We start from the raw sequence: 15,215 nt of genomic DNA on the forward strand, positions 1-15,215 counted from the left end.
TAATTCTTCGAAGTTTGCAGAAACAGCATATCAAGTTGGATTTGATTTATCGATGTTTTTATACGAACTTCGCGTAAGCTCGCAAATTCATTTGTAATTCTCCGTTCGCATAACCGCGCGGATTTCTTTTCCAAGGGTTCAGCGCCGACTCCAACCTCGCGAATTTACAGAGTATTACAAAACAATCCGAGAGAATACTTTCTTCTCTTCTGATCATTGAAATTGATTTTATCGATTCTCTTACGAAGGGAATTTGAGAATTCAAAGTGGTAGTTCCTACACTTCTCTCTCAAAAAAACGGGGTCCGGGGTTCTTCCAGGAGAAATTCCCCGGAAAGGGGGTAGCGTAAGACGCGAAAGCGGCTGGAGCGAGGGGGACTTTTCCCCCTCATTGCGCCCACACAAACCGATTTGTGTGGGAACTCCCCAAACTTTCTTTACTTGAGAATCTCTCTTCCCTTCGAACCGATCTGAGCGCTCACATAACCTCGTTCTTCCATGAGTTCCATAAGACGAGCCGCCTTGTTATAACCGATCCTCATTCTTCTCTGAAGATAACTTGCGGAAGCCTTTCTATCAGAACGAACGATCTCCCAAGCTTGTTCAAAAAGTTCTTCGTCTTCTTCATCGATCGAAGAACTCTCGGGCTCTTCGTCCAAGTCAAAATCCACGTAAGAAGGTTTCCCAAACTTCCGAGCTTCCTCCACGATCTTCTCGATCTCTTCTTCCGAAACATAAGGAGATTGAATTCTCACGAGATCCGCCGCGGTCGGTGACTTGTAGAGAAAATCCCCTTTTCCAAGAAGTGACTCCGCGCCGTTTTGATCCAAGATGATTTTAGAATCCGTCTTCTGTGCTACGTGGAACGCCATTCTCGCAGGGCAGTTTGCTTTGATAAGACCCGTAATCACATCCACGGAAGGACGTTGTGTCGCCATGATTAGATGGATCCCGACCGCACGAGACTTCTGAGTGATTCTCGTGATCGCGTCTTCGAGATCTTTTCCGGAAACCATCATAAGATCCGCGAGCTCGTCTATAAAGATTACGATATAAGGCATCTTCTTATATCCGTCTCTATGCGCTCCCTGTTCCACTTTCTCATTATAAGTTTTAAAATCTCTACACTTGAGTTTTGAAACGGAATGATAACGAGCTTCCATCTCTTGAATCGCCCAAGCGAGAGCGCGCGTCGCTTTTTTCGGATCGGTGATCACGGGCATAAGAAGATGGGGAATGTCTTCATAGAGCGTAAGTTCCACCATCTTCGGATCGATCATGATAAAACGAACTTCTTCCGGAGAAAGATGCACCACGAGAGAAGAGATCATAGAATTCAGACAAACCGATTTTCCGGAACCGGTGGTCCCCGCAACAAGAAGATGCGGAAGTTTATTGAGATCAATGCTGACTAACTTTCCTGAAATATCTTTTCCAATCAGAATCGAAAGATCTTTCTTAGGTCTCAGGCTTAAGTTTTGATGGAGGATGTCTCCGAGAAAAACGTCTTCTCGAATCGTGTTCGGAACTTCGATCCCGATCGTTGACTTTCCGGGAATCGGAGCGACGATACGAATATTCTTCACCGCGAGATAAAGGCGAAGTTCGTCGGCAAGAGATGTAATTCTTCCCAACTTCACTCCGGGGGGAGGAGTGAGTTCGTAACGAGTGATAATCGGCCCTCTCTCCATAGAAACAACTTGAGATTCATATCCGTACTGACGAATGATCTCTTCGATCTTACGAGCGACCTTGTCGCTCTCGATTTTAAAGAGAGGATCTTGAATCTTTGTAGTCGTAGTCTTGAGACTCTTGAGAGGAACGTGATAAATAGAACGTTTCGACTTTACTTCCGGAATCAATGTGACCGGTGGAAATGGAAGCGCCTGTTCGAGTTTGGGTTCCTTTTTTTCAAAACTTGGAATTGCTTTTGGAACTGAAGAAAGCGGAACAAACGTTTTATCCACTGTGATTTCCGCAACTTCCTCAAAAGATTCTTCCGGAACGACTTCCGAAGATTCCTCTGATTCTTCTTCAACGACCGCGTCTTCATAAAATTCTTCTTCCATTTCTTCTGAAGAATCTTCGATCCATTCTTCCTCTTCTTCTTTCAAAGAATGGAATGTTTCTTCCTTAGGAGGTGAAACGATCGTGATCATATTTTCTTTTTTTGAAAACGAACTCGGAACATCCGAAGTTCTAAAGTCTACGATTTCCCAGCTCGAAGAGGATTCTTGAAAACTTTTTTCTTCTCTTATTTTTTCAGAGAGCGCGGAAGAAACCGATTGGAAACGAAAGACTTTTCCTTCTTCTTCGAAATTCCCGGAGAACACGCCTTGATTTTGAAAACGAATCCGCGAATTTTCCTGAGATACAAAGGATCCGGAATCTACTTTCGAGAGAAGATCGGAAAGCCTTCCCTCTTTTCCAAAAGTGGAATGAAGAGCCGTCTGCAAGGGGGAAGGTTCGATTCTCCCCGAACCTTTTTCACGAGAATGCATTTTTTGAAAGAGTTCTTCGGGAGAATGGTTTCCGCTCGAAAGAGAAGCGAACCAGGGTGGACTGGATTCTCGGTTCTGAATTTTTTCGACCGCCGATTGAAAGAGAGTTCCAAGACTGCTCCCCCCATTTCCAAATCCGGATTGAAATCCTTCCTTATATTTTGCCCCTGCCGTCCCGAGGATCCTTCCCAGAAAATGAAGCGGGGATTCGTTTAACAAAAGTATTAATCCGTAGAAGTAAAAAACAAGATGAATGAGAATTTTTCCGGTCGATCCGAAAATGAATTCCAATCCGGAAGAAAGGAGTTGTCCGACGAGACCTCCTTGAGATGCAAAGGGAATCGTTGAGACGTGCCCGGTCACTTGAAGGGTCACCGTAAAACAAAACAAAAAGACGGGAAGAGAAAAGAGTCGGTTCGTGAGATCAAATTCGTCTTTGACTAAACGAAGAGACCCAAGACCGATCGAGAAAAGTCCGGGGAGAAAAGACGCCGCACCGAACATAAAAAACATTCCATAGGAAAGATAGAATCCAAGTCTTCCAAAGAAATTGTGCTGTATTCCCTTCTCTCCCGCGTCGAAAGACCCCAGGGAAAGGGTCAGAATAATCCCCGAAAAAAGTAAGACATAGGGAAGAATCTTTTTCCCATTCTGCAGGTTCCAGGCTGGTTTGAGGTCTTTGGATTCCATGCTATTTGTATCGGAAACTGCCCAGAAAAAGAAAAGAGACTTAATTTTGGATTTTTTTCGCCTTTTAGAAAAGGGAATCGGTTTGCGTGAGTTCCTACTTTTGGGCCGCATGCGGGGGAAAAATCCCCCTCGCTCCAGCCGCTTCGCGTCTTACGCTACCCCCTTTCCGGGGAATTTCTCCTGGAAGAACCCCGGACCCCGTTTTTTTCGGGGAGAAGTGTAGGAACTACCACTTTGAATTCTCAAATTCCCTTCCTAAGAGAATCGATAAAATCAATTTCAATGATCAGAAAAAAAGAAAGTATCTCTCGGATTGCATTGTAATGCTCTTGAAATTCTCTTTTGGGATAGATCAAGATGAAGTATATATCTGTAATTCTTGTGGAACGTTGGAACTCCTTGGTTCATCGTGCTTACGATGGAATCCCCAACTTCCGACTCTTCCAGATACAAAAGGTAATTGAAAAGAAAGCAGCGAGAAACTCCGTGAGCCTGGGCTAAAACGCTCAATAAGGCCCAACTTTCAGCGCCAATCCTGGTGTTGATTTTCTTCATTTTTTTCTTACCCGGACTCAATTGATATAAGGTCGTGGCTGCTCTTTTTCCCAATCTTCGTGTCGAAGACAAAAACTTTCCGTATCGTTTCAAGAGAATCGGAATTCTTTTAGGAAGGATTCTTCTCTCTTTCTGAGGATACCGGAGAACGGTTTTTTCCGGTATAAGGAGGGTTACGACGATCGTCTGATTTTCCCTGAGGCGTGATTGAACGAGATGGTCCTGATTGAGCAGTAATATTCCCATACCTTCTACGGTTCCCTGAAGAAGTGGATCGGTGCCTTTGATTCGAAAAAAAATCGGAATGAGAAGAAAATTGTTCTTCTTCGGGTTTCACTTCGACCAGGGGCCGGTTGGAAATCTCGGTTCAACTGCGAACTGTGGGAACTCTCACAAACCCAGCTCCACAATTGCCCACAGTCGAATTAACCCCAACCCTCATTGTAGGAACTCCCCGAGAACCCAATCCAACGGCCAAACCCCCATCGCACCGAAATTCTCCCGAACCTGGTCCTCTCAAATTTTAGAAAGTGACAAGGTTCCTAATGCGTCCGAAGGTAGTAAAAAAATCCCGGGAGATCCGGTTTTTCTCATGAAAAAAACAATCATTCTCTCTTTTTGTTTCTTATTTCTAACCTTAGAATCCACTCTTTGGGCGCAACCCTCTCATAACTGGAATTCTCCTTCCGAAGTGGTCAAACAGGTGAAGAAGAAGTTTAGCGATCTGAGTTCCTACAAAGCCGATTTTCAGATCCAAACCGTATCCAATAAAAAAAGCAAAAACATGAGAGGAGTCTGTCTTTATAAAAAAGGCGGAAGAATCCGTTATCAATTCAGCGATCCTTCCGGAGATGAGATCGTATCCGATGGAAAAACTCTCTATATCTATATCGCTCGTCTGAATGCGGTTGGAAAACAAGACCTTACATTAAATAAATCGAATAAATCAGGACCTATCTTTTCCAGTTTTACGGACGAAGGTCTTTCTCGTATTTTTAGAAAGTATCACTACAAGTTTGATTCCATCGAACAACCTCAGGTTTCACCAAAAGACGGACGCAAATACTTCGTTCTCAATTTAGAACAAAGAGAAAAGGTCGGCGGGTTTGAAACGATGCTTCTTTACGTGGACGCCGAAAGTTATTTTATTCAAAAAGCGGTGGCGAGTGACGGAAGAGGAAAAGAAACTACAGTAGAATTTTCGAATATAGAAACAAATCCCGATTTGGAAGACGGTCAGTTCAATTTTCATATTAGCGGAAACGCAAAAATCGTAAACAACCCTCTTGTGTCGGAACAATAACCAAAGTCCGAGAAAGGAGCGAAAACATTGAATCAGAAAAGAGTAGGACAAATTCTCCGCGAAGCGAGAGAAGAAAAAAAGCTAAGCGTAAAAGACGTAGCGAAAGAAACAAACATTTCGGTGAAATATATCCTCGCACTGGAAACAGAGGACTATTCCCAATTTCCGGGTGAAACCTTCACCATGGGATTTTTAAAAAACTACGGAAGTTATCTCAAACTAGACACGGGACAGTTGATCAACTTGTATCGTGGTGAAAAAATCGAAGAGTCTCAGGCTCCTCTCGAAGAACTCACACGTCCCACAACTTCTTATTATTCTAAAATCAACGTGGATAAGAATAAGATCTTTACGATCGCGGCGGTTCTTGTCATTCTAATCTGCGCTTATATCATCATCGACGTAGCAACCGATTCTTCTTCCGGCGACGACGCGGTGGAAGAATCCGGTAAAAAACTGGACATCCCCGAAAACATCGACTTCTCCTCCAGATCAATCCCGGACAATAGAAGTGAATCTTTTATTCTTACACCGGACAAGGGAGTAAGTTTTTCCGTAAGCAACCAACAGTGTAAGCTCTTCATCGATTCCGTAGAAAAGGGCGGGGCTGTAAACACCGCGGTTCTTGCTTTTAATGTCTATCCGGAACTCACCGTATATAAATTCCGTCTGAGCGAAGGACAGGAAAAAGTTCTGAGTTATACGATTCCCGAAATCTCAAGCCTGAGACGCAACGTAAGAATCATCGCGCAAGCCGTGACTGAAAACTCGGCTAAGGTTCTTGTAACGCTCAGTGAAGAGGAGCAAAAACCGGAAAGCGCAGTCGACACCACAAAGACATTAGGCGACGTTCCAATCCAAGTGACTCTTTTCTTTAGCAAAGCCAGTTACGCCGAATTCATCATCGACGGACAGATGGGTTTTAGAGGTCTTGTGCAGGCCGGAGAAAACCGAAGCCTCGAAGCAAAGGATCGTCTCGAACTCAAAGTGGGAGACGGTTCCGCGGTGGAAATGATCCAGAACGGAAAACCTAAGATCACATTGGGACGTCCCGGAAAACTCGTAAAGAAGATCTTTGTCAAAACGCAAAACCCTTATGATAGTACACAATCCGTCATCAGGGAGTTGGGAGAATAGAATTTCTTGGAAAAGAAATTCTTCATCACCACACTAGGGTGTCCGAAGAACACGGCGGACTCCATGAGCATGCATCATTCTCTTCTGGAAGAGGGATTTGTTCCCGCTACACTTCCGGAAGAATCTGATTTTCATTTTATCAATACCTGCACCTTCATTCAGTCCGCGACCGAAGAAACGATTCAAACGATTCTTTCCGCGGCTCAGGTAAAAAAACAAAATCATCAAAAACTCGTAGTAGTGGGTTGTTTTGCGGAACGTTATCCGGATAATATCAGCGCCGAAATTCCGGAAGTGGATCTCTTTTTTGGAACGGGAAAATACAACCAAGCGGGAAAACTTCTCAGAGAAAAGTTCCCCGATCTTTCTCCTCCAAAATTAGAATTCAACGAAGACATATTAGAAAGACTCAAACTTTCCGCGGGTATCGAAAACTATTCCAAACCGTACGCGTATGTAAAAGTTTCAGACGGTTGCAACCGAGGATGTTCTTTTTGTATCATTCCTTCTTTTCGCGGGAAGTTTAAAGAATCTCCGGTGGAAGATATCGTCCGCGACGCGGATCGTGCGATTCGCGCGGGAGCCAAAGAGATCTGTCTTGTTTCCCAAGACACGGTTTATTACGGAAGGGATTCGGAAGTTCTTCTGGATATGGTTCGTAAAGTTTCCGAAATCGAAGCGCTCAAGATTCTAAGATTGTTGTATTTGTATCCGGATAAGAAGACTGAAAAACTCATTCGTCTTATGGGTCAAACCCCGAAGATCGCACCTTATCTTGAATCTCCTCTCCAACACGTTTCTTCTAAAATTTTAAAGAGCATGAACCGCGCCGGAGAAAGTTCCTACTTCAAGGATCTTTTTTCACTCGCGAGAGAAGTCAAACCGGGTCTGGAGATTCGCACTTCGTTTATCATCGGTTATCCGGGAGAAGAACCGGACGACGTGGATCAGATCCTTCGTTTTATCGAAGAGACAAGACCCGAAAAGGTGAACTTATTTTCTTATTCTCCGCAGGAAGGAACCAAAGGCGCCGAGGTCAAACAGACCGTATCCGAAAAAGAAAAATCGAAACGAATCAATCTTATCCGCGACGCGCACTTGGCGATCTTGGAAGAGATCCACGAATCAAGAATCGGTCAGACCTACGACGCGATCGTCGACAATATCGAAGACGGTCAAGCTGTGGTAAGAAGACTTCAAGACGCGCCGGAAATGGACGAGGTCGTTTATGTGGACGATCCTTCTTTGATTCCGGGAACTCTTGGAAAAGTCAGGATCGATTCTTTTTACGAATATGACATGAACGGAACCTGGTTTTTTTGAATGAACAAAGTTATTTTCAATATTCCTAATATTCTTACGATGCTCCGCGTAGCCGCGGTTCCCTTTTTTGTCTGGTTTTTATTCCAGAAAGAATGGGAATATCATATCGCAGCTCTGATTCTTTTCGTCGTCGCGTCCTTGACCGATCTCATCGACGGTTATCTCGCTCGTAAATGGAATCAGGAAACCGAGTTCGGAAAATTCTTAGATCCGCTCGCGGATAAGATCATCGTAACTGGTTGTTTTGTTACGTTTATCTTTTTGCAGGAACAGATCGAATTCTGGATGGTCTGTATGATCATCGGAAGAGACATGCTCATCACTTGTCTTCGTTATCTCGCGATTCGCCAGGGACAATCGATCCGAACCACGATGCTCGGCAAAGTAAAGACCGTCTTTCAGATGGGAGCGATCGTACTCATTCTTGTATTCTTTATTCTCGTATCGAGTAAGAAAAGAATTTTGATCAACGAGGCTTACGCTTCCGGAAAGGCTTCCGGTCTCACGGTATTCGAGATTGCAACCGGGAATGCGATTTACTTTTTTCAAAACTTAAACAAGAATACCACCTTGGGAGATATCATCTTCGGTCTCGGAGCCTTTGTTCCTTATTGGGGAATGCTCATCACGACCGCGATCACTGTATTCTCAGGGCTTCGTTATATGGTATCCAACAGCCAAGTTCTTTATCCCTCCAATATCAAAAGGATGTTTCAGAAACGTGGAACCAAGAGCAGCAATTCTTAAACTGATCGATCGAAAACACCTCACTTCCGAAGAAGCCGAGACTTTTCTAAATCACGTCATGAAAGGAGAAGTTTCCGAAATTCTTCTTTCCGCTTTTTTAAGCGCGATGAGAGCCAATGGAGAATCGGTCGACGAAGTCCTCGGTTGCACCTTGGCCCTTCGCAAAAACGCGCTCCGACCGAAGACAGTATTTCCTTTTGATCTTTTGGACACTTGTGGAACCGGAGGAGACGGACAGGGGACGATCAATATCAGCACCCTTTCCGCGATTACTCTTGCTTCTTTAGGAATCAAGGTCGCCAAACACGGAAACAGATCCGTGTCTTCTCATACGGGATCGAGCGATATTCTTACGAGACTCGGATACAAAACCGAAAAGACCCAAGAAGAAGTGGAACAGCATCTGATCTCTCAAGGGTTCACCTTTCTCTTTGCACCGATGTGGCATCCTTCTATGAAATACGCGGGACCGGTTCGCAAAGAATTGGGCTTTCGAACGGTCTTTAATATGATCGGTCCGCTTTCCAATCCGTTTTCTCCCCAGTATCAGATCATCGGGGTTTACGAACCGGAACTCATGGAACTCTTTATCAAGGTTTTACAAGCCCTTGGTTTAAAACGGGCTATGGTCTGCCATTCTCGGGACGGACTGGATGAATTTTCGATCTTTTCGATCACTGACTATTCTTTTCTGGAGAATGGGGTCATCAGTCGTCATTCTTTTGATCCTTCTATCCTAAAACTGCCGACACTAAAGAAAGAAGAAGTCTACGCATCCTCTTCCGATCACGCCGAAGCTCTTGCGAGAAGGGTTTTGAACGGAGAAGAGATCGCGGGTTCCTATGCGGTGGCCTTGAACGCGGGAGCGGGACTTTTTGTAATGGGAAAAGCTCCGAGTATCGAAGAAGGAAGCAAAATAGCCCTGGAAGCGATTCTTTCTGGAAAAACAAAGAAGTATTTCGAAGATTTAATTTCCAAAGGGTAAACGAGAAAAATACTGGTTAGAATCCTCTATCCAATCTAAACAGGGAATTAGAAATGACTTTGAATTCAATTATACTACTTCAATTGGCACAAGCCGCCGGCGACGGAGACAAGTCTCCTTTCTCCACGTTACTCTTGATTCCAATCATGCTCGTGATCATGTATTTTCTCGTGATTCGTCCTCAAAGAAGCGAAGAAAAAAAACGCAAAGAGATGATCGGTAGCCTCAAAAAAGGCGACGAGGTAATTACGTCTTCCGGGATTCACGGTAAGGTCGTAGAGATCAAGGACAACGACGAAGTTGTGGTTCTCAATATAGCAAAAGACACAAACGTATCTTTTACCGCGAGCACGGTAGTTAAAAAGAAACAAGCGGACAAATGAAAAAAGCGGCGGTCTCCATTCTACTCTTTCTTTTTCTTGGGAATACGGTTTTGTTTTCTCAGGACGGGGAAGAAATCGACTTCCTGGAAAAGGTTGCCGAACCCAAAAAGACCGCTAGCAAAAAATCATCTAGCTCGACTTCTTCCTCTACGAAATCTTCCAAAAAGAAAGAGAAGAAAAAGTCCAAAAAGAAAAAATCTAAAAAATCATCTACTTCTCCGCAGAATCCGGAAAATACAAAGAAGAATGTGGAGCCTTCCACAAACGCTGAAGATCCCTCGAAATCCGGGAACAACTCCCAGAACAACGGATCGAATTCGAATTCCGTCAATTCTTCCAATACGAACTCTCAGACAAAAGATCCTTCCACTCGCAGCGTAGAAGAAGAGCAACAACTCGCGAGCGCTTCCAAAGTGGACACAAGCGATTTACAAAAACCGTATTGGGTGAACGAAGAAGTAAAAATTAAACCGAACGGACTCCCAGGGATTACTGTCGTGGCCGAACCCGAAAAAGTCGAACCAGGTCCTTCTTTTCAATCCCGTCTTTCCGACATACTCAAGTTAGGCGAAGATAAGAAAAAAGAAGAAGAGAAAAAAAAGGTTCAGGAAGGACAGAAGTCCGGATCCTTTACGGGATTTATTTCCGATTATAAAAAACCCATCATCATTGTAGTATTTATTTTATTATTTGCTTTGTATCGATTGAAAGCGGGAAAATCGCGCGGAAGTTCCGGTCGCAGATCCCCGGTGACGATCAATAAAATGAGAAGAGACTAGGAGTTCCCCTTTGAAATCTGCGACATGGATTTTCCTGCCGCTCGCCATTATTTTAGCGGCCACCATTGTACTGTATCCCAACTTCGCTCAGAGAGAGTTGGAGCTTGCGGTAAGAAAAGAATTTGCGTCCATTCCGGAAGAGCAAAAAAAAGAAATCCTATCTAAGTTTGAAAAACGCTGGAATGCGGAATACAAACAATCCGATTGGGTGATCTCACCTTCTCCTTCCGATCTGAAAGACGAATCCTTTCTTTTGGTAAAAGGAAGATTTGTGACATCCGCAAAGATCAACCAGATCTCTCAGGAAAATCCCGAACTCATTCTCGAGGCAAAAAACAAACTTCGTCCTACGCTCGTGGAAGAATGGATCGCAAAGGGACGTCCTCTTACGATCAAACTCGGTCTCGATTTACAAGGCGGGATGAGGGTCGCCATGAAAGGGGACTTTGAAGACTACGCTTCGAAACTCAGAGAAAGTTATATTAAAGAAATTGAAAATTTAAAAAAGACGGTTGCCGATCCTTCCAACGACGAGAAGGAAAAGAAAAAAGCAAAGGATCGTCTGGAAGAGATCGAAAGTTATTTCGAACTTTCACCAAGTCGCAAACTTTTAGAACTCGAAAAAGCAAAACTCATCATCGACAATCGTCTTACGAGCCAGAACTTAACCGAACCTCAGGTACGGATTCAAAAAGATCAGGATTCGATCGAAGTTTCTCTTCCCGGTGTGACTAACTCTTCTCAGATTCTGGAAATCATTCAGAATACGGAAACAGTGGAATATCGCCTGGAAGAACCCGAGAATTCCGCAGGAAACGGAACTACTTACGCGGCTATCATTCAACAGGAAGAAAACAAACTTCTGGAAGCCGGTAAAAGGGAAGAAACCGATATCGTTAAATATCAGAATCTCGTAAAACAAAAGCTCGGAAAAGCGGAACAGGATCGATTCTTACAAGCCCTCGAAGAGAAGTATAAAATTCCAAAAGAGAAATATAGAATCTTCGCTTATTGGAAACGTGGAAACAGCCAGAATTCTCCTCAACTTCCTAGAAACTTTATCGTTCTTGAAAAAGCGATCGCTCTGGACGGAAGAGATATGAGAGACGCAAGACCTGCGTTTGAAAATAATTCTTTCGGATATATCGTTTCGTTTACTCTTACGAGCAGTGGAGCCGAGAAATTTTTCGAAATCACTTCTCAGAACAAGGGAAGAAACCTCGCGATCGTCTGGGGAGACAAGGTAGTTTCCGCTCCTACGATCCGAGGCGCGATCGCGGGCGGTATGGCTCAGATCGACGGCTCTTTTACAAAAGAAGAAGCAGTGGATCTCGCGAACGTGATCAGTGAAGGCGCGCTTCCGATTCCTCTTCGAGTTTTGGAGATGAGATTTATCGGACCGACCCTCGGGATCGAATCAATCGAAGTCGGTATCAAAGCCGTAGGGATCGGATTCATTCTTGTGATGCTTTATATGCTCTTGATCTATAGGCTTTCCGGAATTGTGGCGAACATCGCACTTTTTGCTAACATCATCATCTTGAGCGCTCTTCTTTCTTTGATGGGATTTACTCTCACTCTTCCTGGTTTTGCGGGGATTATCCTCACGGTCGGTATGGCGGTGGACGCTAACGTGATCATCTACGAAAGAATCAAAGAAGAATTGATGGCCGGTAAGTCAGCGTCCGTCGCGGTCGCCCAAGGTTTTGACAACGCCTTCTGGACGATCATCGATAGTAACGTGACTACTTTGATTTCAGGAATTCTCATGATCCGTCTCGGAAACGGACCGATCAAGGGTTTCGCGATCACGCTTTGTTGGGGTATCGTTACTTCACTTTTTACCTCTTTATTCCTGAGTCGTCTGATCATGGATCTTTTGGTCAATAAGCTGGGAGTTCAGAAACTCCAGATCGGCTTTAAAAAATTGGAGTCTTAAGAATGTTTGATTTTATAAAATATAAATACGTCTCTATCGGTGCTTCTCTCGCTCTGATTCTATTCGGATTCGGTTATACGTTTGTAGTTCACGGAGGGTTTGCGAACTCTCTCGACTTCAACGGCGGACTCAGAACCGTAATCGAATTTGATAAGAATGTGGATCGTAAGAAATTGGAAACCTACTTTGCCGACAACAAGATCGAAACCGTTCTTCTTCTTTTGGATAAAGAGAAGAATCACTTTCAGATCGATATCGGACTCGGTTCCGTGGATGCAATCCTTCAAAAATACAAAGAGAAGAACGTCGTAAAATCGGAAGACAAGGCAGATATCTCCGCGATCGACGCTCTGATTTCGATCTTGATCGCGGACTTCGGAATTAATAAGAGCCAAGTCTTAAGCGCCAATCAAGTAGGGGCCGTTGTCGGCGGAGAATTATCTTCGACCGGAGTTACACTTCTCGGACTTACGATGGTGATCATTCTCGCTTACATCAGTTTTCGATTTCAATTTAAGTTTGCCCTGGGAGCGATCGTCGCTCTTACCCACGACTTAGTTCTAACCATTGCGTTTATCGGATTTTTTCAGATCAAACCGAGCGTTCCGATCATCGCGGCGCTTCTGACCTTACTCGGTTATTCCATCAACGATACGATCGTGGTCTTTGATAGAATTCGCGAGAATGCAGCAGGAAATCTAAACGAAACCTTCGGACAGACGATCAACTCTTCTATCAACCAGACCTTGGGAAGAACGTTTAACACCTCTTTTGCGACCTTGATTTCGATCGTAGCGATCATCATCGGAGGGGCGACCGAACTTTTCGACTTCGCTTATGTATTAACCTTTGGAATCATCATCGGAACGTATTCTTCGATTTTTATCGCGGCTCCTCTGGTCGATATCTACGACCACCTTGCAAGAAGGATTCGTGCCTGATGTCTCTCCTCCCGGAATCTTTTCGGGAGGAATTGCGTAAACTTGCCTTTCTCTCCACGGGTGAAAGTTCTCCGAACCCACCCGTTTCTTGTCTTATCACAAACGTCGAAAACACGAAAATCTTCGCACAAGGAAGAACCTCTCCAACTGGCGGACCACACGCCGAAAGAAACGCATATTCAGAATTTCTAAAGAACGGATATTCCGACACGCCGCATAACGTTTGGGTCACTCTCGAACCCTGTAGTCATTACGGCAAAACCCCTCCTTGTCTCGACTTAATCTTAGAATACAGACCGAAGACTCTTTATTACGGATGGAAGGATCCGAATCCGTTGGTCCAAACCAAAGACGGTTTGGAAGAATGTCTACGACAGGGAATCAAAGTCGTCCAAGATCGGACCTTGGAAGAGATCGCGAAGGAAAGTCTTTTTGGATTTGCTTCTCGTTTAGAAACACAAACTCCTTCCATGATTTTTAAAACGGCAGTTTCCAAAGAAGGTTTTTATGCATCCTCCGATAAAAGAAGAACCCAACTTTCCGGAAAACTTACTTCGTATTACACGTCTTTGCTTCGCGCGAAATGCGACGCGGTTCTCGTAGGACCGGGAACTTTGTTTTACGATATTCCTGGATTGGATTTTCGATTTCCAAAAATGGAAACTTGGGAGCCTCGAAAAAATCTTACGAAAGAATTTTCGAAAACCGAAGGGATTCTACTTCAGGAGTTTCGTGAGAATTTTTTCGGAGCTCCCGCCTTACTTAAGAATATTCTAAAATTGGGAATGGATTCGGATATCCAGAGAATTCACGGAGTCTTTGAAAACGCATATCAGCCGTATCGAGTTTTTATTCTATTCGAAGAAAAGAATGTGACTGCAGAATTTTTAGAAAAACAAAGAGCGATCAACGAAAGACTCGGTTCGCAAAAATGCGTTTTCCTAGTCAAAAAAGACACGATTCTTAAAGAGGAAACAAAAGAAGAATTGAGATCTCTTTCCGAGAAGGAATTGTTTTTCGTGGATACTATGATGCTCGCGGAAGAAACCTTAAAAATTCTTTCCGAGATCGGAGTCAATATTCTCCTTGTGGAAGGTGGAAACCTTCTTTATGAAAAATTTCAATCTAAGATGAAAGCAGACGACGTAATTTTAAAAATACAAACTCCAACTTCCATTCAAGAAGGAATCAAACCGAAGTTAAGAATGAACGATTCCACTTTGCTCTGGAAGTCGAAATTGGAAGAAGATATCTGGGAGGTTCACACATGTTTACGGGACTTGTAGAAACGACGGGAAAAATTTTAGAAATCAAAGATACTTCCGATGGAAGGGACTTCCTCGTAGAAACAACTTGGATACAGCCCGACTTAAAACTTGGAGATTCGATTTCCGTAAACGGATGTTGTCAGACTGTCACCGAGTTTGCCGATCAAGGAAGCCGCTTTCGATTCTACTCTAGTTTCAAAACTCTCGAGCTTACAAACTTTGGAAAGCTCGAGATCGGAGAAGAAGTAAATTTAGAAAGAAGCGCTTTACCGACGACTCGTCTCGGAGGACATCTCGTGAGCGGACATATCGATGGGACCGGAAACATTCTCAGTAAAGAAGAGAGAGAAGGCGGAAGCGTTGTCTGTTATACGATCCAGACGGATTCTTCTTTTTCCAAATACATTGCTCCGAGAGGAAGTATCACCGTGGACGGAATTTCTCTTACGGTCGTGGATTCGAGACCGGAAGAATTTGATTTGATTCTTATCCCGGAAACTCTCAAAAAAACAAATGCTAAATCCTGGAAGCCCGGAACGATTCTGAATTTAGAAATTGATCTGGTGGCGCGTTACTTGGAACAACTCCTAAAATATAAATAGTTTAGAATTCGAACTATTTCTTGGGAAAGTTGGATTTGATTCCAAAGATTTAAGTTTCTGTAG

The 15,215-nt window shown here is 43.8% G+C and carries 13 protein-coding genes; 11 read left to right on the forward strand and 2 right to left on the reverse strand.

The annotated features are described in order from the left end of the window. Positions 1-436: 436 nt before the first annotated feature. On the reverse strand, positions 437-3,190 hold the full coding sequence (locus A0128_RS06580; RefSeq protein ID WP_069606779.1) for an FtsK/SpoIIIE family DNA translocase: 2,754 nt from the start codon (positions 3,188-3,190) through the stop codon (positions 437-439). 279 nt (positions 3,191-3,469) lie between these two features. Beyond that, a complete protein-coding gene (locus tag A0128_RS06590) occupies positions 3,470-3,991 on the reverse strand; it encodes a DUF1564 domain-containing protein (protein WP_069606781.1) in 522 nt (173 codons plus the stop codon). A gap of 346 nt (positions 3,992-4,337) precedes the next feature. On the opposite strand from A0128_RS06590, the gene A0128_RS06595 reads away from it, so the two are divergent. Genes A0128_RS06595 through A0128_RS06645 form a run of 11 tightly spaced genes read left to right on the forward strand, consistent with a single transcriptional unit; the run spans position 4,338 to position 15,152 of the window. Beyond that, on the forward strand, positions 4,338-5,048 hold the full coding sequence (locus A0128_RS06595) for a LolA family protein (RefSeq protein ID WP_245667206.1): 711 nt from the start codon (positions 4,338-4,340) through the stop codon (positions 5,046-5,048). Positions 5,049-5,075: 27 nt separating this feature from the next. Next, positions 5,076-6,185, forward strand: a complete 1,110-nt coding sequence (locus A0128_RS06600; protein WP_069606782.1) for a helix-turn-helix domain-containing protein — start codon at positions 5,076-5,078, stop codon at positions 6,183-6,185. Between the two features lie 6 nt (positions 6,186-6,191). After that, positions 6,192-7,508, forward strand: coding sequence for a 30S ribosomal protein S12 methylthiotransferase RimO (gene rimO / locus A0128_RS06605; protein WP_069606783.1), 1,317 nt, complete (start codon positions 6,192-6,194; stop codon positions 7,506-7,508). Beyond that, positions 7,509-8,255: a CDP-diacylglycerol--glycerol-3-phosphate 3-phosphatidyltransferase gene (gene pgsA / locus A0128_RS06610; RefSeq protein ID WP_069606784.1), complete on the forward strand. Its 747-nt coding sequence runs from the start codon at positions 7,509-7,511 to the stop codon at positions 8,253-8,255. After that, positions 8,230-9,240: an anthranilate phosphoribosyltransferase gene (trpD, locus tag A0128_RS06615; protein WP_069606785.1), complete on the forward strand. Its 1,011-nt coding sequence runs from the start codon at positions 8,230-8,232 to the stop codon at positions 9,238-9,240. Before pgsA ends, trpD begins: the two co-directional genes overlap by 26 nt. Positions 9,241-9,299: 59 nt before the next feature. Further along, a complete protein-coding gene (gene yajC / locus A0128_RS06620; RefSeq protein ID WP_173662785.1) occupies positions 9,300-9,623 on the forward strand; it encodes a preprotein translocase subunit YajC in 324 nt (107 codons plus the stop codon). After that, positions 9,620-10,402, forward strand: a complete 783-nt coding sequence (locus tag A0128_RS06625) for an SRP-less Sec system protein (RefSeq protein ID WP_069606787.1) — start codon at positions 9,620-9,622, stop codon at positions 10,400-10,402. The genes yajC and A0128_RS06625 overlap by 4 nt, the downstream gene beginning before the upstream one ends. Before the next feature lie 10 nt (positions 10,403-10,412). After that, a complete protein-coding gene (gene secD / locus A0128_RS06630) occupies positions 10,413-12,341 on the forward strand; it encodes a protein translocase subunit SecD (protein WP_069606788.1) in 1,929 nt (642 codons plus the stop codon). A gap of 2 nt (positions 12,342-12,343) precedes the next feature. Next, positions 12,344-13,282 carry a protein translocase subunit SecF gene (gene secF / locus A0128_RS06635; RefSeq protein ID WP_069606789.1) on the forward strand — a complete coding sequence of 313 codons (939 nt, stop codon included), beginning with the start codon at positions 12,344-12,346 and terminating at the stop codon, positions 13,280-13,282. Then, positions 13,282-14,568, forward strand: a complete 1,287-nt coding sequence (locus A0128_RS06640; protein ID WP_069606790.1) for a bifunctional diaminohydroxyphosphoribosylaminopyrimidine deaminase/5-amino-6-(5-phosphoribosylamino)uracil reductase RibD — start codon at positions 13,282-13,284, stop codon at positions 14,566-14,568. The genes secF and A0128_RS06640 overlap by 1 nt, the downstream gene beginning before the upstream one ends. Then, positions 14,550-15,152 carry a riboflavin synthase gene (locus A0128_RS06645; RefSeq protein WP_069606791.1) on the forward strand — a complete coding sequence of 201 codons (603 nt, stop codon included), beginning with the start codon at positions 14,550-14,552 and terminating at the stop codon, positions 15,150-15,152. Before A0128_RS06640 ends, A0128_RS06645 begins: the two co-directional genes overlap by 19 nt. Positions 15,153-15,215 lie beyond the last annotated feature (63 nt).

Source organism: Leptospira tipperaryensis (genome assembly GCF_001729245.1).
Taxonomy (GTDB): domain Bacteria; phylum Spirochaetota; class Leptospiria; order Leptospirales; family Leptospiraceae; genus Leptospira; species Leptospira tipperaryensis.